This is a genomic window from Shimia sp. R9_1 (assembly GCF_017743775.1).
Lineage (GTDB): Bacteria > Pseudomonadota > Alphaproteobacteria > Rhodobacterales > Rhodobacteraceae > Shimia.
In genome coordinates, this window is record NZ_JAGHRN010000001.1 from 1,100,888 (window position 1) to 1,122,013 (window position 21,126).

At 57.3% G+C, this 21,126-nt stretch carries 20 protein-coding genes and 2 tRNA genes; 14 read left to right on the forward strand and 8 right to left on the reverse strand.

The genetic code is table 11. The annotated features are described in order from the left end of the window. Window positions 1–11 precede the first annotated feature (11 nt). On the reverse strand, window positions 12–665 hold the full coding sequence (locus J7399_RS05250; protein ID WP_209084492.1) for a protein-L-isoaspartate O-methyltransferase: 654 nt from the start codon (window positions 663–665) through the stop codon (window positions 12–14). A 244-nt stretch (window positions 666–909) separates the two neighbouring features. Between J7399_RS05250 and J7399_RS05255 the strand changes: the two genes are divergently transcribed. Beyond that, window positions 910–983 (forward strand) — tRNA-Cys (locus J7399_RS05255). 287 nt (window positions 984–1,270) lie between these two features. Here J7399_RS05255 and J7399_RS05260 read toward each other — a convergent pair. Both J7399_RS05260 and J7399_RS05265 read right to left on the reverse strand, forming a co-directional pair. After that, window positions 1,271–1,675 carry a hypothetical protein gene (locus J7399_RS05260; RefSeq protein WP_209084494.1) on the reverse strand — a complete coding sequence of 135 codons (405 nt, stop codon included), beginning with the start codon at window positions 1,673–1,675 and terminating at the stop codon, window positions 1,271–1,273. After that, the gene (locus tag J7399_RS05265) at window positions 1,672–3,087 is read right to left on the reverse strand and encodes a GMC family oxidoreductase (protein WP_209084496.1); all 1,416 of its coding nucleotides are present in this window, start codon (window positions 3,085–3,087) and stop codon (window positions 1,672–1,674) included. The genes J7399_RS05260 and J7399_RS05265 overlap by 4 nt, the downstream gene beginning before the upstream one ends. 529 nt (window positions 3,088–3,616) lie before the next feature. Between J7399_RS05265 and J7399_RS05270 the strand changes: the two genes are divergently transcribed. From J7399_RS05270 to J7399_RS05285, 4 genes are read left to right on the forward strand one after another with little or no spacing between them, the layout of a single operon-like run. Beyond that, window positions 3,617–4,228, forward strand: a complete 612-nt coding sequence (locus J7399_RS05270; protein WP_209084497.1) for an alginate O-acetyltransferase AlgF — start codon at window positions 3,617–3,619, stop codon at window positions 4,226–4,228. A gap of 10 nt (window positions 4,229–4,238) precedes the next feature. Further along, complete coding sequence (locus tag J7399_RS05275; RefSeq protein WP_209084499.1) at window positions 4,239–5,657, forward strand: MBOAT family protein; 1,419 nt, start codon at window positions 4,239–4,241, stop codon at window positions 5,655–5,657. 12 nt (window positions 5,658–5,669) lie between these two features. After that, entirely contained in the window at window positions 5,670–6,698 is a 1,029-nt protein-coding gene (locus J7399_RS05280) for a hypothetical protein (RefSeq protein WP_209084504.1), read from the forward strand. Beyond that, a complete protein-coding gene (locus tag J7399_RS05285) occupies window positions 6,695–8,014 on the forward strand; it encodes a hypothetical protein (RefSeq protein ID WP_209084505.1) in 1,320 nt (439 codons plus the stop codon). Before J7399_RS05280 ends, J7399_RS05285 begins: the two co-directional genes overlap by 4 nt. A gap of 80 nt (window positions 8,015–8,094) precedes the next feature. On the opposite strand, the gene J7399_RS05290 is transcribed toward J7399_RS05285, so the two are convergent. Further along, the gene (locus J7399_RS05290; RefSeq protein WP_209084507.1) at window positions 8,095–8,967 is read right to left on the reverse strand and encodes an SDR family oxidoreductase; all 873 of its coding nucleotides are present in this window, start codon (window positions 8,965–8,967) and stop codon (window positions 8,095–8,097) included. A gap of 131 nt (window positions 8,968–9,098) precedes the next feature. On the opposite strand from J7399_RS05290, the gene J7399_RS05295 reads away from it, so the two are divergent. The 3 genes from J7399_RS05295 (at window position 9,099) to J7399_RS05305 (ending at window position 11,531) form a co-directional block, all read left to right on the forward strand. Further along, entirely contained in the window at window positions 9,099–9,998 is a 900-nt protein-coding gene (locus J7399_RS05295) for a LysR family transcriptional regulator (protein ID WP_209084509.1), read from the forward strand. A gap of 157 nt (window positions 9,999–10,155) precedes the next feature. Beyond that, a complete protein-coding gene (locus J7399_RS05300) occupies window positions 10,156–10,629 on the forward strand; it encodes a carboxymuconolactone decarboxylase family protein (RefSeq protein ID WP_209084511.1) in 474 nt (157 codons plus the stop codon). Next, on the forward strand, window positions 10,626–11,531 hold the full coding sequence (locus J7399_RS05305; RefSeq protein WP_209084513.1) for a sigma-70 family RNA polymerase sigma factor: 906 nt from the start codon (window positions 10,626–10,628) through the stop codon (window positions 11,529–11,531). The genes J7399_RS05300 and J7399_RS05305 overlap by 4 nt, the downstream gene beginning before the upstream one ends. Window positions 11,532–11,577: 46 nt before the next feature. Here the strand turns inward: J7399_RS05305 and J7399_RS05310 are convergent, their stop codons facing one another. Further along, window positions 11,578–12,987: a DUF1266 domain-containing protein gene (locus tag J7399_RS05310; protein ID WP_209084515.1), complete on the reverse strand. Its 1,410-nt coding sequence runs from the start codon at window positions 12,985–12,987 to the stop codon at window positions 11,578–11,580. 266 nt (window positions 12,988–13,253) lie between these two features. Between J7399_RS05310 and J7399_RS05315 the strand changes: the two genes are divergently transcribed. Then, window positions 13,254–13,330, forward strand: a tRNA-Arg gene (locus tag J7399_RS05315). A 278-nt stretch (window positions 13,331–13,608) separates the two neighbouring features. Here J7399_RS05315 and J7399_RS05320 read toward each other — a convergent pair. After that, a complete protein-coding gene (locus tag J7399_RS05320) occupies window positions 13,609–14,499 on the reverse strand; it encodes a LysR family transcriptional regulator (RefSeq protein WP_209084516.1) in 891 nt (296 codons plus the stop codon). A gap of 75 nt (window positions 14,500–14,574) precedes the next feature. Here J7399_RS05320 and J7399_RS05325 point away from each other — a divergent pair, with 75 nt between their 5' ends. Together J7399_RS05325 and J7399_RS05330 are read left to right on the forward strand one after the other, a co-directional pair. Then, entirely contained in the window at window positions 14,575–15,600 is a 1,026-nt protein-coding gene (locus J7399_RS05325) for a DMT family transporter (protein ID WP_247742728.1), read from the forward strand. A gap of 11 nt (window positions 15,601–15,611) precedes the next feature. Then, entirely contained in the window at window positions 15,612–15,842 is a 231-nt protein-coding gene (locus J7399_RS05330; RefSeq protein ID WP_209078535.1) for a hypothetical protein, read from the forward strand. A 139-nt stretch (window positions 15,843–15,981) separates the two neighbouring features. Here J7399_RS05330 and J7399_RS05335 read toward each other — a convergent pair whose 3' ends face one another. Then, window positions 15,982–16,380: a hypothetical protein gene (locus tag J7399_RS05335; RefSeq protein WP_209084518.1), complete on the reverse strand. Its 399-nt coding sequence runs from the start codon at window positions 16,378–16,380 to the stop codon at window positions 15,982–15,984. 279 nt (window positions 16,381–16,659) lie between these two features. Next, window positions 16,660–17,571, reverse strand: a complete 912-nt coding sequence (locus J7399_RS05340; protein WP_209084519.1) for a LysR family transcriptional regulator — start codon at window positions 17,569–17,571, stop codon at window positions 16,660–16,662. Window positions 17,572–17,707: 136 nt separating this feature from the next. Here J7399_RS05340 and J7399_RS05345 point away from each other — a divergent pair, with 136 nt between their 5' ends. From J7399_RS05345 to J7399_RS05355, 3 genes are all read left to right on the forward strand, one after another. Continuing rightward, a complete protein-coding gene (locus J7399_RS05345) occupies window positions 17,708–18,448 on the forward strand; it encodes an SDR family oxidoreductase (protein WP_209084520.1) in 741 nt (246 codons plus the stop codon). A 30-nt stretch (window positions 18,449–18,478) separates the two neighbouring features. Then, on the forward strand, window positions 18,479–19,606 hold the full coding sequence (locus tag J7399_RS05350; RefSeq protein ID WP_209084522.1) for an aldo/keto reductase: 1,128 nt from the start codon (window positions 18,479–18,481) through the stop codon (window positions 19,604–19,606). A 294-nt stretch (window positions 19,607–19,900) separates the two neighbouring features. Then, window positions 19,901–20,659 carry a hypothetical protein gene (locus tag J7399_RS05355; protein ID WP_209084524.1) on the forward strand — a complete coding sequence of 253 codons (759 nt, stop codon included), beginning with the start codon at window positions 19,901–19,903 and terminating at the stop codon, window positions 20,657–20,659. The last annotated feature ends 467 nt before the right edge of the window (window positions 20,660–21,126 follow it).

A 21,126-nucleotide genomic window follows, 5' to 3' on the forward strand; every position in this document is an offset into this window, starting at 1 on the left:
GCCTGTTTTGCTTATAATTCAAAAGCGCGCTGTTTCTCAAAACCGGGCAAGACCGGCGCATTTGCATTAAACGCAAAGCTCCAGTTGACCTGGCCATCAATTTTATACCCGATGCGCACAACCCCCAGCGCACCTTCCACAAACAGGGCGCCAATCCGGCCGCCCTCTTTGAGCTGTTCAAGAATCGTTGCAGGCAGCTCTTCAACGCCCCCCTGCAAAAGGATCACATCATAGGGGCCGTGTTCTGCCGCGCCTTCGGCAAGCGCGCCGGTATGCACAATCGCATTGTCCGCGCCCTGCTCGCTCAAGGTGGTCTGCGCCTCAGAAGCGCGGGTTTCATCATCCTCAACGGCAATCACCGCCTCCGCCATGCGCGCGATGACTGCGGAGGAATATCCCAGCCCGGTGCCAATATCGAGCACCAGCTCTTCGTTCTGAATATCCAGCGCGTCCAGCATCTTCGCAAATGTGCGCGCATCCAGCACCACCCGCCCCCAATCCAGCGTGACGCAGGTGTCTGCATAAGCCGCCGCGCGCTGCCCTGTCGGCACAAACGCTTCACGCGGCACCTCAAGCAGGGCCTCAATCACCGTGTATTTTGTCACGTCTGACGGGCGGACCTGTGTGTCCACCATGGTGGTGCGAAGTTCAGCGAAGTCAGTCATTTCAATCCCATGGAAGGAGACTCTCTGCAAAAGTCTTGCCACAACTGCGCAGTCACAGCAACGGAGTCGATCTGTCTTTTGCGTCACCTGTGGCATGTCTGCGCAAAGGAGGCCGCCTCATAAGGCCTGCTTGCGATTAATTTTTTGTGACAGGATTGCGCAGCATTCTGAAAAAGGGGCTTGCACCCGCCTCAGATTCGGATCATTTATGCGCCACTTTTGGGAGATCCCAAACACCACGGATGGCGAGTTGGCGGAGTGGTGACGCAGCGGATTGCAAATCCGTGTACACCGGTTCGATTCCGGTACTCGCCTCCACTTATTCCCTTAGTGGGAAGAAGCCACCGAAAGTGTCGATCTAAAGAGATTTCCGCCTAACTGGCTCGGTCTAACAGACTATACCGCCTCTCTGGACAGACCAGATTATCACACTTTTCCCTTCGTGATCTTGTCGGCAAAAGGTAGAAAATACAACGTGCGCGCTGCGATACCCTAAGCCCTGCAACGCGGCTCAAAAAGGCAAGTATTGTGCTCCCCCCACAATGAAGCCCCCAGCCAATCAGACGCTCACATTCAAACGAGACCTCTCGCATCGGGCAGATCACTCACCCTCCGACATCCACAAACCAATTTGACGTCAATTGATTGGCGCAGGGGGAGACATATGGATCGGAAATCCCCGAAAACTCGTAGTCTTCAACGCGACCCTCGGCAAACAAAACAACGTTGGTTGACTGAACAAGCTGCAAAAGCAAGTGCTGTTCGCGTCGTCTTGAGGTTTCCCCGAGCACTGACTTGATGAAGTCTTTCGCCTGCCGAACCAATCCAACGTCTGGCGCCACGTAGGACTGCAGAAACTCCTGCGTCGTCGTGTGTTGCGCGATCTCCTTTCCAAAAAAACGCTCTATTGTGGCTTGTTCCGCCGCCAAACCGCGCCGTAGTGCGAGCGTCCCGCCTCCCGCTATCACGACCGCTGGCATATATAAAAGAAACACACGCCTTTTCATCATTTCACCTTGCTTCCTGCCCTCAAAGAGAGCGCGGACAACGTCAATGTCGGATTGGCTGGAGAACTGGATGGAAAGGCGCTCGCCCCAAGGACCCAAAGGTTGTCATTGCCGTGTTTGCGCAAGTCTGCATCGACAACACTTTCGTCGCCGCTGTGTCCCATACGGCAGGTACCTTGGATATGCGCCTCGGTTACATTTATTGGTGACGCGTTCACAACAGACACAGGCCAAGGGAAAATCTCAGACAGGTTTGCCGCCGCGTAATCTATACCGTTGTAAGCATAGTCATGATGGCCATGCCAAATCACCTTTGGAACGCCTCCATCATCTAGAACCACCTGATTTCTTGCCTGAGGTATATCCTCGGCGATCAGTTTGATGTTCATGGTGTTGGTCACGGCACCCGGCACAAGTTGTATGGCAGGAATATTGAAGTTCTCGATCAATACTGCCGCGCGAGCCCCTCGGTCAGCATCTTTATAGAACTTATAATTGTGCCCAGTGATCGACGTGCCGCCATAATACCCCGGACCCGGCGCCGTCAGGCTTATGTTTTTTGACGCCTGCTCGTGGATGTAACGTCCCGTGCTCGGGTTTTCATCTCCTGATCTCAGCAGAATGGATGCATTAAAAAACGCGTTGGCGGCCAACGCAACTCTGTCAGCTTTGACCTTATAGCTATTCGTCCGTTGTCGTATTTCCACTCCGCCGACCGAGGCGCGCGACAGGTCAAGCACCCGAGTGACTTCACTATCAAGAAGCAAAAACGTGTTATCGCGATTGAACAACTCCAAACTGTTCAAAATCGAGAATTTGGCATCTATTGGACATAGTCCACAGACATTATTTCCGCAGCAGATTGCGCGGCGACCACCGTTGCTGCGTGCTGTCGCATTTGGGACCCAATAGCTGTCGGCGCGAAGTCGGAATTCATGGCGCGTTGGAGAATGACTTGGATACGGATATGGTCGGGACATGGGGTGCAGAAATTCCCGCCCATCACCGGCAATCTCCATTATCGCTTCAGCTTCAGAATAGTAAGGCTCCAAAGTGTCATACGTGATTGGCCAATCCTTTCCGATGCCAAATCTCGACCACAGCATGAAGTCATCCGGAAGGAAGCGAGGCGTTTGCGCCCACCAACAATTTGAGTTTCCACCAAATTTAGAGTGGGCAACCCAGAGCTTTTTGTGAGCTGACAGGTTATCCATTGCAATTGTTTCTAACGCATTTGCGTGGCTTCGGACGTTGAGCGTATCGGCGTGACTGACCAGGGGACCTTTCTCGACCACCAGCACACGAAGGTTGGATGGCAGCGCTTTTAAAAAGAACATGCTGGCAAAACTGCTTCCAACGATTATCATATCCCAGCTTCGAGAAGCTGCGCCGGCAATTTCAATAAGTTTAAGCATTTATAAAATCCTGAAAGCTCAACTAATAATTGCTTTCATCTGTGCTGGATTCTTTTTGGTATTAAATCAACGTGTACAACCTTTGGGATCATCATATACTGCTTTTGAGATTCCTATATGCAATAATTTCAACCATTTTTCCCACGTCAAATTAAACCAATGAGCCAAGAAGCAATGCCGTGAGACGGTTCGTTAGGGACTTTCGTTGAAATATCTGTTTTCCGACGACTTAAACCGAAATGCGTGCGCTGGTGGAAGTTATTGCCAAACTCAGGTGGGGACGAGACCATGGATCATTTATGTACTCCTCATCAACCTCGCCTCGAGATATTCATAATACTATATTTTAAATAGAAAACGCTCTTCTACAGTACTCGCCCGCCACACTGCACCACTACTTTCAAACCAGCCCACGCCTCTCCTTTGGCGGGTTTGCCTATACTTTTGGCAATGCGGCTAACCAGCTGCCCGTCCCTCCGCCTGCTCTCCCTGCGCTATCCAGTTTGGGACAGCGATTTGGAGCCGGACGATGCCCTTTTTCAAACCCCAGACGATACTTGCCCCCCTTATGGCCATCGGAGCCGCGATCTTGCCGCTGCGGGCAGAGGAAGCGGCGCTTTATGAGGCCCCCGCGCCGGAAGATGCGGTGTTTGTCCGCGTGCTGGCGGAAGTTGACGCCGCTGACAGCGCGATCACCTTCGCCGGGCAGCAACTGCCAAGAACAGAGGCTCCGGCCGACACATATGTGGCCATCAGCGCTGCCAATTTAAGCGGGGTGCGTGCGGGTAGCTACTATAGCCTTGCCGCCGGCCTATCCGCCCCTGTTGTCATAAAGGAGCCGGATCGGGAGACCGCCGCCAAGGTGCACCTCATTCTTGTGAACACCGCAACAGATCCGGTGCGCCTGATTGTGCCTGCGCGTGAGACCGAGGTGATTGCGGCGGTGCCCGCAGGCGCGGCGGCCAGTCGGGCCGTGAACCCCATTGCGGTGACACTTGCAGTTCAGCGCGTCAGCGACGGCGCGCTGCTCAGCACCTTTGATCTGTCGTTGTCGCGCGGACAGAACATGAGCTTCATCGCAAATGCTGACAGCGCGCGCCTGATTGAGAACAGCTTTGCCCCTGTTCTCTCAGCCAACTGAGGGCGCGGCCATGGTGTTTTCCACCCCCATCTTCCTGTTCGGCTTCCTGCCCGTCTTTCTGCTGATCTATTACCTCACGCCCCCGCGCTTCCGCACCTTGGTGCTGCTGATCGCTAGCTGCGTGTTTTATGGCTGGTGGAAAGTGAGCTACCTCGCCTTGGTGCTGGCCATTGCCTCCATCAGCTATGTGGCCGGGGCTGTGGCAACACACAGCATTTCAGCATCACGGCGGCTTTGGGCAGTGCGTCTGGGTGTTGCGATCAATCTGCTGATCCTCGGCTGGTTCAAATACGCCTATTTTATCGCAGGTTCCTACAATGACGCGCTTGCCCGCCTAGGGGCCACACCCGGCGGCGGCGTCAGCCTACCGGAGATCGTTCTGCCAATCGGGCTGTCGTTTCTGGTGTTTCAATCCATCAGCTACATTCTGGATGTGGCGCGCGGCGACGCCCCGCCCGCCGCGCGGCTTGTGGATTTTCTGGCGTTTTCCTCCCTGTTTCCACAGCTGATCGCGGGGCCAATCCTGCGCTACAAGGATCTCGCCCATCAGTTTGAGCACCGCACCCATTCTCTCACAAATTTCGTCACAGGTGTGCGCCGCTTTGTGACAGGTCTGGCGATGAAGATCCTGATTGCTGACAGCGTCGCCCCGCTCGCGGATCGGATGTTTGCGCTCAGCACCCCGACCATGGCCGAAGCCTGGCTTGGCGCGGCAGCCTACGCGATCCAGCTCTTTTTTGATTTCGCAGGTTACTCCGCCATGGCGATCGGGCTGGGCTTGATGCTCGGCTTTCGCTTCATGGAGAATTTCAATGCGCCTTATGTCAGCCAATCCGTCACGGAATTCTGGCGGCGCTGGCACATCAGCCTCTCCACATGGCTGCGTGACTACCTCTATGTGCCGCTGGGCGGCAATCGCGGGGGCGCGGTAAAAACCTATCGCAATCTGATCCTGACGATGCTTCTGGGCGGCCTGTGGCATGGCGCAAACTGGACCTTCCTGCTCTGGGGCCTCTGGCACGGCGGCTTGATGGCGATTGAGCGCGCCTTGGGCGCCAAGCACCGCGCCACGGTCTGGCCCCGCACGCTCGCCTGGCCTCTGACCATGTTGTTTGTGCTGATCGGCTGGGTGATGTTCCGCGCCGACACGGTGGGCCACGCCTTTGGCATCTATGGTGGCATGATCGGCGTAAACGGCCACCCGCTGTCACCTGAGAGCGCGCTGTTGCTGCGCCCAACCGAGCCTGCCTGCCTGATCCTCGGCGCTGCCCTCTCTGTGCGTCCCTTCTGGCAAGCTGCCTTGCAGATGCCACGCAGCAGCGCGCTCTGGTCCGCCTCAGCCCGCCTGCGCAGCGCGACCCTGTTCCTGCTCTGCGCTGTGGTCATTCAGGCGCGCGGCGAAGCCCCTTTCCTCTATTTTCAGTTTTGACGGAGCCCTGTGATGTCGTTTCGCCCCTCCCTTCACGCTCAGGCCTTTGTCGCCGGATTTGTCGCCCTGACGCTCCTTCCGGGGATCTGGATGTTTGCCAAAGCGCCCCTCGCAGGCCTTGAGGCCAATGTCCTCTCCGGCGCCGCCCAGCGCCAATATGAGAGCCGGTTTGACAACAGTTTCCCTCTCCGGCCCTCCCTGCGACAGGCTTGGGCAGCACTGAAATTCGGCCTGTTTTCGGAAATGGCAGAAGGCGCGGTGGCCGGGGCCAACGGCGTCATCTTCACGTCAGAGGAGCTAATGCCGCCGAAAGACAGCCAAGACTTTTTGACCGCACTGCGCGCGGCGCAGGCGCCGATTGAAGCAGCGGGCGCTGAACTGGTGCCGGTGATCCTACCGGACAAAATCCGTATGATGCCAGATGCCCTGCCCCGCACCCGTTCTGCGCAGTTTGCAGAGCGCTATGACCACCTGCTGCAGATTATTGCCGCAGAAGGGCTGCGCACCTTGGATATGCGCCCAGCGCTCTCAGGGCCAAATGCCTTCATGCGCACAGACACCCATTGGAGCCCCGAAGGTGCGCGCAACGTGGCGCAGGCCTTGTCTAAAACCCTCGCCGGTGAAATCAGCAACCCGACGCCGTTTGAGACACGGCACACCGGCACCCGCAGCTTTGACGGGGATCTGCTGGCCTTTGCCGATACCGGCATCTGGCGGCCCTACGTTGGCCCCGCGCCCGAGCAGATCAACATCTACGAAACCCAATCCGCCTCCAGCCAGGAGCTCGGCCTCTTTGACGACATCAAAACGCCGGTTGCCCTTGTCGGCACCAGCTTTTCGGCGCGTGAGGACTTCCACTTCACGGGTTTCCTGAAATCCAACCTGCAGGCGGAGGTGTTGTCTTTCGCCATGGAGGGGCGTGGCCCGTTCACGCCGATGGAGCGCTTTCTGGCAGAGGCGCAACTCATCACCACCCAGCCGCAAATCGTCCTTTGGGAAATCCCCGAACGCTACATTGACACCTGGAGCACCACACCATGAAACACCTTCTTGCCGCTTTCACCGCCGCCAGCATCTGCGCGACCACAGCCCATGCAGCCCCTTTGTGTTCAGAGTTTCGCTCGCCTGACACCATGCCCAAGAAATACCGCAAGCTGGCCCCTGTCCTCTCGGGGGCGCCAACCGACTGGGTGATCACCGCCGACCAGATGGACACCACCTATCTGCCTGATGCGCAGGCCGTCCATCTGCTCTCGCAGATCGCCTCCGAGTTTGAGGCACGCGGCACGCGGCTTGCCATTCTGATGGCTCCGCCCCGCCCGCTGATCGCCGGACAATCCACCTTGGAGACACTGGCCAAAGACGACATCGACTTTGATGTGGCTGCGGTGAGCGCGTCTTTCAACCAGATGATCGAACTGCTGCGCGGCTCGGGCGTGATCGCGCCAAACCTGCTGGCGCACGCGATTAGCGATGAGACCCTACGTGAGGCGTTCTATTACAAGCACGACACCCATTGGACACCGCGAGGTGCGGCCGAAAGCGCCATGGCCCTCGCCCATGAGGTCAGAGCCGCCGGGATTGACGCCTTTGCCGACACCCCCCCTGTGCAGCCTAGTCTCGCCTCATCGCAGGTCTTTTCCGAACGCGGCTCACTGGCCGATATGGCGAAGGCGGTCTGCGGCGTAGAGCTTCCTCCGGTGACACAGACCATACCCGCCTTCCCAAACGCGGAGACCGATCTTCTGGCCGACACCACAGGCCGCCCACGTATCCTTTTGGCGGGGTCAAGCTTCAGCAACCGATACAAGAAAGACGCTTACCGCGTGGCCGATGCGATCAGCGGGACCTTGCAGGCGGATGTGATCAACCACTCTGTTTCCGGCGGCGGGGCCATTGGCGCAATCGAAGGCGTGATCAATGCTGGCCTGCTGACAGAGGACGCCCCGTTTGATCTGGTCATCTGGGAGCTGCCCTACACAGATGGCCTGCGCAATCCGGGCGTCTTGCGTCAACTGCTGGGTGCCTTGCAAAACGACCCTGCCAAACTGGCTGCACCTGCCGCCACGCTGGCACCAACCGGCAAGACACGTATCGATGTGGCCAACCAGAAACCCGCAATGATGGCCCTGCATCTCCCCGAAAGCACTGTGCAGCGCATCAAAATCGATCTGCGCTTTGAGGATGGCAGCAAACAAACCCAATCCATGATCCGCAAGAAACATGTCCCCGCCGCGCTGCGCTCTGACTGGTGGGCGTTCAGCCTGGCGGACCTTCCAGCACAAGGATTGCAGTCAATCACCCTGCGCTATGACGGGCCAGCGATTGGCGCCGGGGCCACGGCGCATTTCTATTGAGCGCACACGCAAGCTCAACGCACAGACAAAAGCCCCGGGGTCTCTCCCCCGGGGCTTCGTTTTTGGGGCGAAGATGCCCCTCAACCGCAGGTGTTGATCGACACGCCAAGATGTTCCAACCCCAGCGCCTTTATGGTGTCTGCCTGGATCGGCGCGGTCATCGTGTTGATGGCCTCCGCCCCAAAGCTGTTGCCCACCACAACCCGCGCCGGGCGCTGGCCTGCGGGCTGCACCACCAGATCCGCCACAGCATCAGCAATGTCTTGCGGGTTGGGGGCATGCTCCCCTGACAGCATCACCATGAACTGATCAAACATCGCCGCTGGGATCTGCCCGACCTCGCCATAGGCCGCCACCCGGCTGTGATCCACCGGCTGATCGGCGCTGGCATACATCTGTGTCGGATAGGCACTTGGCTGCACCAGACACACATCAATCCCCAGCTGGGACAGCTCATAGCGGTAGCTGTCCGTCATCGCCTCCACCGCAAATTTGCTCGCCCCATAAAGCCCAAAAAACGGAAAGGTCACGCGCCCAAGGATCGAACCGATGTTCACCACCAGCCCCGTCTTGTGCTGGCGCATCAAAGGCAACACTGCGCGGGTGACGCGATGCACGCCCATCACGTTTACATCAAACAGATTTGCGAGCTGTTCCTCGGAAAACGCCTCAGACACCCCGGCAGAGGCCACGCCCGCATTGTTGACCAGAACATCAATCTGACCTTCCTTGCCCGCAATGACATCCACAGCGGCCGCGACCGACTGGCTTTGCGTCACGTCCAGATCCAGCACCTGCAGCCCCCGGTCACGCAAGACCTCCGCATGAGCGCTGTTCTTCCCGTCAGTGTCGCGCATGGTTGCATAAACCCGATGGCCGCTCCCAGCCAAAGTCTCACAAATCAGCCGCCCAAACCCGCTGGAGGCACCGGTCACAAGAATTGTTTTAGGCATATCAATCTCACTTTCATCTCTCTTGCCATGGCAACGCCGGACTGGCGTCTCGCCTGTGGTTTCAATATGATTTATGCCAACGTTGAGATAAGTCGCTAACTTGGAACATCATATGTGCTCACGGGGAACAAATGGATGATCTGACTCTGCTGCGCCTGTTTGTGCAGGTGGTGGACAAAGGCAGCTTTTCCGCTGTCGCCCGCGCCACCCACACCACGCCCTCCGCAGTATCCCGTCAGATATCCCGGCTGGAGGAGGATCTGGGCACCCGGCTTTTGCAACGCACCACCCGGCAACAGGTTCTGACCGAGGCCGGAGAGATCTATCTGCGCCACGCCCGCCAGATCGTCGAAGACACAGAGGCCGCGCGGCGGGCTGTGTCCCAGCTGGGCCAAGATCCTTCCGGCGTGCTGCGGGTCACGGCAGAGGCCGACCTCGCTCACGCGCTCCTATCGCCGATGCTGCCGGAGTTCCTCGCCAAATATCCGAACCTGCGCGTGCAACTGCACACCTCCGCCAAGATGGAAGACCTCATCGACCGCGGCATCGACGTCGCCATCCGCATGGGCCATTTGGAGAGCTCAAGCCTGATCGCCAAACGGTTGGTGATGAGCCGGTCCCTGCTTGTGGCCAGCCCCGCGTTTCTGGCCAATTGCGCCCCCCCCAGCCACCCCGGTGATCTGAGCACCCTGCCCTGCCTTTCCTTCAAAACCGAAACGGAGCGCACGATCTGGCGCTTCAAAACCGGCGATGAGGTGCTCGACATCCCGGTCTCCGGGCGGTTTCAGGTCGGCAGCCTTGTCCTGCTCAGAGAGGCGGCAAAATCCGGTTTGGGCATCGCCATGCTGCCGATCTGGACCGTGCGTGATGATCTCGATGCAGGCACCTTGTTACCGGTGCTTCCCGGCTTTCCACTGGAGCCCCCCGCCACTCCGATCAATGCCGTCTACCCCAGTGGCCGCTTCCTCGCCAGCAAGGTCCGCGTGTTCATTGATGCGCTGAGCCTCTGGGCGGAGACACACTTCAAATAGCGCGCGTTGCCTCAACCGGCCCTCAATGGCAGCTGGTGGTGGGGGTTTCGCCCTCGCAGCAGCACGCCGCGAAAAAAGTGCAGAAATTTTGCGATGGGATGTCACAAATCCCGCCGCCCGCGCGTCCTCCTTATGTCACGAACAACAGGAGACAACGATGTCCACGCAAAACGCCCAGCGCCTTGACCATTTCGGGGTCGCGCCAGACCTGCTCAAACCCCTGCTCGACCAAGAAGCCCTCCTGAAGCAAAGCGGGCTCGAACACAGCCTGATTGAGCTGGTGAAACTGCGCGTCTCACAGATCAACGGCTGCGCCTTCTGCATCAACATGCACTGGCAGGATGCCAAGAGCCACGGCGAGCGCGAAGAGCGGCTCTATCTGCTCAATGCCTGGCGCGAGGCGTCGGTCTATACCCCGCGTGAAACCGCAGCGCTCGCCTGGGCCGAAGCCCTGACCCGCATCGAAATCACGCAAGCCCCCGATACAGATTACGCCGCAATCAATGCACAGCTCACCCCGCGCGAGCAGGCCGCGCTCACCCTTGTGATCTGCGCGATCAACAGCTGGAACCGTATTGCCATCGGGTTTCGCATGCCCCACGATTTGCCGCAGGAGGCAGATGCCGCATGACCGTCCGGGCGGACCCGATTTCCACGAGAGACTTCCTCTCTTTGCGGCCGCGCCTTTTCGCGGTCGCCTACCGTATGCTCGGCTCGGTCAGCGACGCCGAAGACATCGTGCAGGACTGCTTCATCAGGTGGCAACAGGCCAATCGGGAGCATGTGAGCGACCCCACCGGCTTTCTCATCAAGATTGCCACCAACCTCTGTCTCGACCGGTTGCGCGCCGCCAAACATCTGCGCGCGGAGTATCCCGGCGAGTGGCTGCCTGAACCCATCCTGACCGACGATCCGACAGAGCGCACCGACCATGATGTCTCCGTCGCGCTGCTGCTGGCACTGGAACGCCTGACCCCGCTGGAGCGCGCGGCGTTTCTGCTGCGGGATGTGTTTGACGTCGACTACGACGAAGTGGCCACAATCCTAGAGCGCAGCCCCGCCACCTGCCGCAAATTGGTGACCCGGGCGCGCAGCCATGTGCATGAGGCCCGCCCGCGCAGCACTGTCAGCCCCTCAGAGGGCGAAGCGATTACGCTGGCCTTCTTCCAAGCGGCGCGCACAGGCGACACCGGGGCCTTGTCCCGCCTGCTTGCAGAGAACGCGCAGGTGATCGCGGATGGCGGCGGCAAGGCCATTGCCGCCCGGCGTGTGATCACTGGGCGAGAGCGGCTGGTCCGCTTCTTTGCCGGCATCGCCAAAAAGCAGCAAGGCATGCCACCGGAGCCGTGGCACTTCCGCCACCTCAACGGGCTGCCTGCAATCCTCAGCCGCACGCCCGAGGATGGCCTGATCCAGTCAACGGCCCTCAGGATCGAAGACGGCCAAATCACCGGCATCTACATCGTTCGCAACCCGGAGAAGACCGCCCATCTGGCCCCTGTCTTCGATCTGCCAATGAGGCAAGACACCTGAGCGCCTTTGCCTTTCGTGCCTCGCCGGACGGCCCAAAAACGCGCGCTTAGTGTAAAAGCGCGCCCTCAGGCTGGCTGATCTCCGCAAGCGGCGGCGGCGCAACAGCCGCGCCAAGCGTTTGCGGCATGAAGAACGGGTTCACATCATTGCCCGCCAAGGCCTGCGCCAAAGCCTCTTTTGCCGCCGCATCAACCTCTGGCCAAGGCAGCTGACGCCCGATCGGAAAGGCCTGAGCCATCACTTTGTGGCACTCATCCGCAGCGCCGGAGGTCTCGGAATAGGCATCCGCCGGTTTGCTGTCGCGCATCTTCCAGGACAGATATCCAATGACTTCGCTGCAGAAGTAGCTCTGCCAATCCGGAAAGACCGCACTGGCCACCTGCCGGTAGGCGGGCAACTCACTGCGCAGCTCTTCCCGCGTCAGGAAACCGGCGGCATAGGCATTGCGCAGCAAGAACATGCCCCGGCTCAGATCAAACCCCCAGCCCAGCGCTAGCAGATCGTCCTCACCCTGCGGATAGAGCACCTGATCAATCGCTTCCGCCTTAAACAGGAACATATTGCGCAGGTCATTGCGCAACGCCAAACGGCCCACATGGCGCACGATCTGGAACATCTGATCGCGCGCATCCCCATGCAGCTTCAGGCTCTGCGGATCCTCAAACTCTTCGCATTTGTCCCTGATCGCGGCCAGAAACACCGCTTCATCCAATCCAAACTGATCCAGTGCCGCCACCAGTGACTGCCCCTGTGTCTCCGCCGCATGGGGCTGATCTTCATCCGGGAAAAACACCTGATGAAAGCTGTCATGCGGCACCCCGGTCAGGCTGGACAGAATGTCATAGACAATATCAAAGCCTTCCTGATTGAACATATTCACAATTGAGCACCGGTGCAGTTTGCCGTCACGCAGATCATGGATCATCGTCAAAGCGCCCTTCTTGGAGGTGATCCCCCAACTCTGCTTCAGCGACCGTGCAAGATGCTCGGAATAGTCAAACTTCAGCGTGATGTAGGGCCGCGTCTCGGAAAACGCCGGATCGTCATAGCCTGCCTTGCGGTCCCAGAACGGGAAGTTCTCATAGGTGTGGTACCAGCCCTGATCGCGATAGGTGAACCGCGCGCACAGATTAAGCGCCTGCAGCTCCTCTTCTCCCAAGAGCTCGTTTTCGCGCGCCTTATGATAGCGCGTGATTTCCTGCTTGGCCCGCCCGCGCAGCTTTCTCACAGCAAAATGCGTCAAAAACAGCGTCGGGATCATAAGGTAGAAAAAGATCTCGCTCACCCCGAAAAACGGCAGAGACAGCAGCGCCGGCAGGCTGCTCACCGACAGCACGATCACGCGGATCCGGGTGAAAAAGTTGCTATACACGCGGCGCCAGGGTTCTTTGGGCAAAGTCAGCGTACGGGTGCCTGCGAGGTTCTGGATATTGCTCGACAAAAAAGGCTTGGTCATTCGGGTCACACAGTCTCAATAATGCCCGTCTGAAGTGGCACAGCTTTTGAGCGAATGCAAAGGACACAACACCCGAAAGACCAAAGCCGCGTTAAACTCCGCGTTACTGCCACAGCTGGCAGCCCTGCCGCGCTTTGCGCCGCACCACGACCGCGCCTGTGGCACGTCTTTGCAGGCAGATCTGCGCAGAAAGAAATGAGATCTGACTTTTCTGTCTTTTTGCTCTTGCGCTCCCGCCCGCAAGGCTCTAAATCCCCCTTCACCGCGCTCTGGTAGCTCAGCTGGATAGAGTACTTGACTACGAATCAAGGGGTCGGGGGTTCGAATCCTCCCCAGAGCGCCATTTTTCAAAAATGTTGTGTGACACAAAGCTCAGCCAATTGCGGCAGCAACTGTCCATTGTATTGGATGGGGAGTGGCATCTGACGTTTGCGCGGTAAACTGACCGAAATGTCTTATCCCCTCACCGCGCTCGGCCTCAGCCCATCTGACTTCCATTTTTGCAAATCGGAGCTGCCGATCTGGAATGGAATTCAACGCCCCAAATCCTGCACTGTGTAGGAAAGCGGGCCTGTTCGCACACAACGCTCTTAGGTTTGGACCTATATGGGCTACCGAGCCTCAGCCCGCCAGAGACAAGCCGCCATTTCGGCCGATCTCATGCTCGATCTGAGCCACCAACTCATCAAGCGCAGGGTTGCGTTCGCGGCGACTACGGCGCACGACATAGCTAAGCGAAGGAGGCGCGGGGAACCGATCTTGGATCACATCCATGTCCGGGGTGATATGGCGCTCGCTCAGCAGGGCCACGCCAAGACTTGCCCGAACCGCATTTGCTATTCCCGCAGCACTCGCGCATTCAAAAACGGTTTCAAGCAATGCGTCATCGTCCTGCCCGATGTCTAGGGCCCAGTGACGGAAAAAACAGGCTTCATCAAACGACAGGAATGGGATTGCGCCTTGATCCGGCAGCGTCAATTCCGGTGACTTCACCCAATGTAAAGTCTCATGGAACAACACAACATCCGTAGGGCGCACCTCGTGGTCGAATACTTGCATGATCGCCGCATCCAACTCTTTGCGTTCCAGAAAGGATCGCAGCGTGAGGCTCATACGCACTTTCGTTCGCACAACGACGTCAGGGTGCAACCGGCGGAAACGCCCCAAAACGCGTGACAGATCGGTCATGGCGGTGTCTTCGGTCAATCCAAGCTGGATGCGGCCAGAGAGGTTTGTGCGCACAAGGCTCAAAACGGCTTCGTCGTGCAGATCCAAAATACGGTCGGCATAGCTGAGCAATTCTTCCCCTGATGATGTGAACATCGATCCACCTGAGCGCCTTGTCAAAAGCTGGCAATCCAAACTGGTTTCAAGCCTCTTTAGCTTGTGGCTGACCGCTGATTGCGTCACCCTCAATGCTTCTGCCGCCCGGGTGATCCCGCCGTGGTGCTGAACAGCCTGCAGCACACGCAGAGCGTCAATTTCGAGACGTTGAGATTTCATATTAGGCATAGGTGCTCACCAATCTTTGCCGCTCCAAGATGACATTTATGATAACCCATTCGCACATCTAATGCCACAATAGGCATGAAAGTCATGATCATATCGATATTTGTCATGCCCTTTCTCAACCTCCTTCCTGTAGGCCAATGGAGCCGCCACAGGAGCATCTCAATGACCACTCTGACCAGTCCCGCCCGAGGATTTCATCGCTCGCAGTTACTATGGCCGATGTTGGCCGCACTCTTGATACTTGGTTGGAGTTCTGGGTTTGTAGGCATCCGCTATGCCAATGAGGAGGCTAGCATTGCGCTCCTGCTGTTCTGGCGAACTCTGCTTTCCGGTTTGATCCTACTGCCCTTTGCTTTGGCATGTGGACCAAGGATGCGCGCGTCTGCGGTGCTGTTTCAGATGGGCTTTGGCGTCATGGCGGTTTTCCTCTATCTGGGCGGTTTTTCTGTTGCGATTGAACAGCGTGTCCCAACCGGACTTGTGGCGCTGTTCTCGGACCTTCTGCCACTGGCAATTGCTGCTTTGTCCCAACCGATGCTTGGTGAACGCCTTTCGTCCCGGCAATGGCTTGGTACCTTTGTTGCGGTTGGCGGCGTGCTGATCGTGTCAATCGACAGTCTGGGAGTTGGGAACGCGCCGCTTTGGGCCTATGCTTTGACTGTTGGCTCTATGCTGATTTTTGCATTTGCCTCCGTTCTACATCGTGGCCAAAAACGTCATAGGATGCCGGTCTATCAGAGCCTGTGCATTCACTCGCTTACCGGCGCGGCTTTGTTTGGACTGTCCTCTTTGGCGCTGGGAGATGGGCTGGCGCCCCCGATGACGCGGGGCTTTGCCATTGGAATGGCGTGGCTAGTCATCTTGGGCACCTTCGTGTCGTATTTTGTCTACTACATTGCCCTGCGCCTCTATCCCGCCGCCAAAGTCAGCGCTGCAATATACCTCGCGCCACCGGTCACGATGATCTGGGCGTGGTTCTTATTCGATGACCCTCTGACCTCGACCATATTCATCGGTCTTGCGGTCACGATGGTCGGAGTTCTGCTCACAACAACCAGCCAAAGAACGACGGGGCCATGCCCGCACTCGATCAGGGACTAAGGACACTACAAATGACAAACGCTAACAAAACTCTGGAATGGGGCGGTGCCCTTTTATCAATCGCCTACTCGCTGCTGATCGCGTCCAACTCAGGCTATGAAGTTCTTTCATTTGTGTTCTTTTTGCTGGCTGCTCTGCTGCTGTTTACGCTGGCGGTCCGCAAACGGATGTGGGGCTGGACAACAATGCAGGCATTTTACATCGCGACAGGTGCATATGGAATTTATGCTTGGAGTGTTTAGCAACTCATCTGTGAGCGGCTGTCCGAAATACGTTATGAAAGGATGGCTGTGTGCGCTTTTTTAGATTGATAGGAACCGCAGCTAAGGTTCGCGATGGTCCCTTTGATGATCAAAAATTTCGTGCATTGAGTTAATGAAATCAAACATAGCCATCCGCCCGAACCAAAAAAAACGGAAACGCTTGAAACCAGCGCACTTCATCATACAGGTTGGTTTGATGACCAAAAATCATGAGAAAACTAAATAGACCAAACACAACCATGACAACGCCTTCGAAAACTGACAGGGCAACCGCAAATTTTCGGGGTTTTGGGAACGCGTTCAATCTAGATGAAGAGCCACTGTATTCGATCTCCTGCTCGTGTTTGCGGTGGAACCGCGCCACCCACAGTCCAAAATAAATCAGCAGAGCTGACACAGATAGAAATATCCAGAATCCATACGTGATCCAAAGGATGGTGAACGATATTGCGATCATCAACTGAGCGACAAAAATGAGCTTTAGGCCAAGCGCGTCTCTCATGCCAAGCAAGTACATCTCGTACTCTCGAAATCTTCAAATTTTGAAAAATTTATCCTCTAAGCCTGAAACCAACAGCCTCGAAGCACTCCTACCGCTTGCCTTACATAAGGCAAAAACGGCCCCAGAACCCAAAACTATCCGATTTACACAAGCCGACATTCGCGACCTAGCAGACTGCGAATGCAGCATCCGGAGCTTCCTGTAGACGTCGCCTCAGATCTGCCGATACCGTAGTTCCATCTCCCTGGATATGTGAAGATTGGGACCCCATGCCGTTTGAAAGTAGCAAGACATCTAAGCATCTGGGAGAGGTGTCTCCAGCGTTTCTCGAACAACGTCGCCGATGAAACGCCCTAAGGGATCGTGCGTTGTTTTGCGGGTGTGGATCAGGTCAATATCCCAGCTCGGTAACTCCAAAGGGGGATCGTATACGCTACATCCTGCGCGTTCCGCCGTCTTTGCCAGAGAGGCAGGAATGGTCGAGATCATGTCAGACTGCGCGATGATATCCGGCAATAGCGCAAACTGCGTGACGGTCATCACAACTTGCCGGGAATGACCGCGTTTGCCGAGCGCGCGATCGACCGCGCCTGCGAATCCTCCACTCAATGTCATTAGCGCATGTCGGGCGGAGACAAAGGTGTCTAGGGACATCGGTGCGCCGTCCGCGAGAAACCCTTTCCGCGTAATGCAAATAAAGTGATCTTTCAGAACTGTCTGCCTCTCGAATCTGGCAGGCAGCCTGCCAAATGTGCCAAGCGCGAGCGTCAGAGTGTCGTCATCGAGTTCTTGTTCGAAGCTGCGCTTGTCGAGGGGGAGAAAGCTCACGCGAACCCCTGGCGCGGTCTCTCGCAAGCGGCCCATCAGTTTGGGAGCTAGGGTGGTCACGGTCAGATCCGCGGCGGCAATGGATACCTCAGCGTCGAGTGTAGCGGGACTGAACTCGGCAGGGGCCAGCATCCGTGTGATAACCTGTAGCGCTTCCTGAATTTGCGGAGCCAAAACTTCCGCCTTGGCCGTGGGCACCATGCCCTCTGGTCCACGTTGGAACAGCGGATCGCCAAAGCGCGCCCTCAGCCTGTTTAGGGCGTTACTCATGGAAGGCTGTGCAAGGCCAATTGCAGAGCCCGCCCGGCCAACGTGGCGCTCGCGGTATAGCGCATCAAAGGCTTTCAGAAGATTGAGGTCGAGCGAGTTTAAATTCATTTCATCAATTTAGGCCATTTGAAATATCCATTTCAACTATTTTGAGTGACCTCCTATCTCTGCACCAGACCCAAAATCTCATCTAAGCCCCGGCGATGGTGTGGGGGTTTAAGACAGGACAAAGGATGGAATGGATATGACCAATCTGATTGGCAGCGACTTAAAGGATAAACATGTGGTCATTGTGGGGGGCGGCTCTGGCATGGGCAAAGCCACCGCAGAGCTGGCCGCGTATTTTGGCGCCAGGGTGACCATTGCAAGCAGAGATGCAGACAAGCTTACGAAAGTGGCCGCTGCCATTGAAGGCGAGGTCGTTGTTGCACCCGTTGATACCACCGATGAGGCGGCTGTGAAGGCCTGGGCGGCAGGGCTCGGCGCTGTGGATCATCTGGTGATTTCAGCGTCCAGTGCGGCACATGGCGCCTATGCTGATCTGCCTACCGGGGAGCTGCGCGCTATGTTTGAAGCCAAGTTCATTGGCCCTTACGTGACTGCGCGCGAGGTTCTGCTCCATCTGAATCCATCTGCATCAATCACACTTTTCTCAGGTGTGCTCAGCCGCCGCCCTTCCGCAGGTGCAACGGGGCTCGCAGCGGTGAATGCCGCCGTTGAAACGCTGACCAAAGGTCTTGCGCAAGAGCTTGCCGGACAGGCGCGGGTGAACTGCATCAGCCCGGGAATGGTGGCAACTGCGACTTACGCGGCAATGCCCGAAGCAGCCCGTACTGAGATGTATGCCCAAGTTGGCGATGCTTTGCCCGTAGGCCGCGTTGGCGAGGCCGCAGAGATCGCCCAAGCCGTCATTTTTGCCATGACCAACCCCTTCCTGACCGGCTCGGTGATCGATGTGGATGGCGGCCATCTTGTGCGCGCGTGAAGCGCGGCTATCTTACTGAAAGGAAATAAAATGTCTGAAGCTCTTTCTGACGACCTCCCATTTGCGGCCGCAGATCTGCCGGAAGGCCGGATCTCCTCGCTCACCACCTACCGCATGCTCGGGAAAACCGGTTTGCGTGTTTCTCCGCTCGCCTATGGTGCTGGCAGTTTTGGCGATGCTTGGGGGGATGCTTGGTCCAGCGGCAAGACCGAGGCCCGTGCGATTTTTGACCGCTATCAAGAGGCGGGAGGCAACTTTTTTGACACCTCTGATGCCTACCAGAACGGGGAAAGTGAAACCTGGCTGGGCGAATTTGCTAAGGCGGCGGGAAATCGTGATCGTTTGGTGATCTCAACCAAGGGCACGATGAACCAGTTCCCAGGCGATCCGAACGGCGGTGGAAACGGTCGCAAACATATCTTGAAAGCGTTTGACGCCTCGCTCAAGCGGTTGGGGACGGACTACATCGACCTGTACTATCTGCATCAGTGGGATCAGGTTACCCCGATGGAGGAGGTGCTCGACACCTTCGACACGCTCATTCGTGAGGGCAAACTACATGCGTTTGGCCTCTCGAATTTCCCTGCTTGGTATGTGGCCAAGATGCAGACACTGGCGGGGCTCAGCCATCGTCATCCGGTGTCGTCGATCCAAAACCAATACAGTTTGGCCGCGCGCCATGCCGACTATGAACATCTTCCGATGTGTGATGCACTGGGTCTGGGGTTCACCGCCTGGAGCCCGCTAGCCAACGGTCTACTGACTGGAAAATACTCGGTCGACGATGCAGGCAATCTGGTGGGGGCTGGCCGTTTAACGGAGACCTGGACCACCGATCCAAGTGTCGCCAATCTCTCCTCAGAGCAAAACATCGCCATCGTCGGCGAGCTGCTGCGGATTGCTAACGAGACAGGGCACAGCGCGTCGCAGATCGCACTCAATTGGATGATCAAACACCGAGGTGTCACCTCTGCCGTCATCGGCGCACGCAAGCTCAGCCAACTTCAAGACAACCTCGCGGCACTGGAATTCACGCTGGATGAGGTGCATGTCGCCGCGTTGAACGCAGTGAGCGAAATGCCGGGGTTGTCGCCCTACACCTACCATACGCAAACGATGTTTGATTTGATCCACGTGGGCGCGCGGGTGCTTTCGTAAGCACAAGAGAGCCTGCGGCGCACCTTGGTCGCGGGCTCTCGATAGGTTTAAGAGGCAACCGCGCTGCTGTTGTGGGCGCCGACGGGCTCGACCGGCGCGATCTTCGCCTTGCCGGTTGCGGAGGCAGTGACCCTCGCGCTGGTTCTGGCGCTGTTCGGCAACAAAGTCCGTGGCGAGACCTTTTCCTGCGCGCAGTGTCCAGTCAGACAAGACTGGACGCGCCGGTAAACGGTTTATCAAGCCTATTTCCGCATATTCCATTTGAAAAATCCCGCCAGCAGAAAGCCGGTACCAATGCCTATTGTCTCATCCTTGCGTTTCAGTCTTCTGGCCCTTGGCCTCGTCGCGTCCGATGTGCAGGCAAACAGTGTCTCTCTGATCCAGAACGGTTTCTTTGCGCAGCGCGCCTCCTTTGATGACACCTCTTCCTTAGTGCCGAACCGTCCTGCCCTCGCGCAGCCGTCCGGCGCCGATGTCAGCCGCGGTGCGGTGGCCTTGCGCCCCGGCGCCGCCAGCCTTTTCCGAGGTCGTGCCAGTGGCGGTCTTTTTGCGCCGGTTCAAGTGCAGGTCCTGCCGTCCGCAGCCAAGCAGCTTATGACCCTGATTGCAGGCGCAGAAGCGGGCAAAGCTGGCTATGACGCGGTGCAGCATGGTGCCCGGACCCGGCCCGCGAGACGGCCAACCGAAATGACAATCGCCGAGATTTATCAATGGATTGACGCCACCCCGGGACAGCCTCATGCGATCGGGCGCTATCAGCTTATCCCCGCCACCTTACGCCGTCTCGTCCGTCATCAGGAGGTGCCGCACAGCGAAGTTTTTGATCCCGAGCTGCAGGACCAGCTGGCACACCAGCTGTTGGAAGAGGCAGGCTTCAGCGATTTCCTTGCCGCCGAGATGCCGCGCGGAGACTTTATGCTCAATCTGGCCAAGATCTGGGCCGGCTTGCCCACGTCAAACGGCAAATCCTACTATGAAGGCTATGCCGGCAATAGCGCCGTCTACACGTGGGATTATTTTGACAGCCACTTTAGAAAAATCTTTCCCGGCTAGCGGCTGAGTTGGGTCTGAAGGAAGCGTGGTAGTAACTATTTGCCAGTCTACCGAAACAACAAAGTGAATCGACTGCTCGTTCCCCTTCAAAATAAGCGTTAGCCATTTCTTTGAGATGTGGTGATTTGGGCGGAAAGCTAATTCCAAAACAGCCAGAGCGATCTTTTAGTACCCAGGCAGAAATCGGCGATCGCTGCCCACGGCTTTCAACGCGATCAAGGTGCTGGTCTGCACGGCTATACCGAATGCTCAGAAACTGGGACTGGTTTTGAGGCTCCAACGTTTGATCTGTAGTGCAGGCTATGTGTTCGGCTTTAGTAGGAAAATTTGGTGCGATGCGCCCCAGCGCCAAGCATTAGCTAAATTTCTGGTCCAACCATGACGAAAGGGTCAAAGTCGTCTGACGTTCAACATCGTGTGGGGCGACACATATCTTTGCCATCGCACCGCCGCTAAGCCATTGAATT

Coding starts and splice junctions, on each gene's coding strand:
- J7399_RS05335 (WP_209084518.1), bottom strand. CDS start 16,380: ATGTACTTGCTTGGCATGAGAGACGCGCTTGGCCTAAAGCTCATTTTT.
- J7399_RS05330 (WP_209078535.1), top strand. CDS start 15,612: ATGACAAACGCTAACAAAACTCTGGAATGGGGCGGTGCCCTTTTATCA.
- J7399_RS05325 (WP_247742728.1), top strand. CDS start 14,575: ATGAAAGTCATGATCATATCGATATTTGTCATGCCCTTTCTCAACCTC.
- J7399_RS05275 (WP_209084499.1), top strand. CDS start 4,239: ATGGTGTTTTCCACCCCCATCTTCCTGTTCGGCTTCCTGCCCGTCTTT.
- J7399_RS05340 (WP_209084519.1), bottom strand. CDS start 17,571: ATGAATTTAAACTCGCTCGACCTCAATCTTCTGAAAGCCTTTGATGCG.
- J7399_RS05280 (WP_209084504.1), top strand. CDS start 5,670: ATGTCGTTTCGCCCCTCCCTTCACGCTCAGGCCTTTGTCGCCGGATTT.
- J7399_RS05320 (WP_209084516.1), bottom strand. CDS start 14,499: ATGCCTAATATGAAATCTCAACGTCTCGAAATTGACGCTCTGCGTGTG.
- J7399_RS05265 (WP_209084496.1), bottom strand. CDS start 3,087: ATGCTTAAACTTATTGAAATTGCCGGCGCAGCTTCTCGAAGCTGGGAT.
- J7399_RS05345 (WP_209084520.1), top strand. CDS start 17,708: ATGACCAATCTGATTGGCAGCGACTTAAAGGATAAACATGTGGTCATT.
- J7399_RS05250 (WP_209084492.1), bottom strand. CDS start 665: ATGACTGACTTCGCTGAACTTCGCACCACCATGGTGGACACACAGGTC.
- J7399_RS05295 (WP_209084509.1), top strand. CDS start 9,099: ATGGATGATCTGACTCTGCTGCGCCTGTTTGTGCAGGTGGTGGACAAA.
- J7399_RS05350 (WP_209084522.1), top strand. CDS start 18,479: ATGTCTGAAGCTCTTTCTGACGACCTCCCATTTGCGGCCGCAGATCTG.
- J7399_RS05260 (WP_209084494.1), bottom strand. CDS start 1,675: ATGATGAAAAGGCGTGTGTTTCTTTTATATATGCCAGCGGTCGTGATA.
- J7399_RS05355 (WP_209084524.1), top strand. CDS start 19,901: ATGCCTATTGTCTCATCCTTGCGTTTCAGTCTTCTGGCCCTTGGCCTC.
- J7399_RS05270 (WP_209084497.1), top strand. CDS start 3,617: ATGCCCTTTTTCAAACCCCAGACGATACTTGCCCCCCTTATGGCCATC.
- J7399_RS05300 (WP_209084511.1), top strand. CDS start 10,156: ATGTCCACGCAAAACGCCCAGCGCCTTGACCATTTCGGGGTCGCGCCA.
- J7399_RS05305 (WP_209084513.1), top strand. CDS start 10,626: ATGACCGTCCGGGCGGACCCGATTTCCACGAGAGACTTCCTCTCTTTG.
- J7399_RS05310 (WP_209084515.1), bottom strand. CDS start 12,987: ATGACCAAGCCTTTTTTGTCGAGCAATATCCAGAACCTCGCAGGCACC.
- J7399_RS05290 (WP_209084507.1), bottom strand. CDS start 8,967: ATGCCTAAAACAATTCTTGTGACCGGTGCCTCCAGCGGGTTTGGGCGG.
- J7399_RS05285 (WP_209084505.1), top strand. CDS start 6,695: ATGAAACACCTTCTTGCCGCTTTCACCGCCGCCAGCATCTGCGCGACC.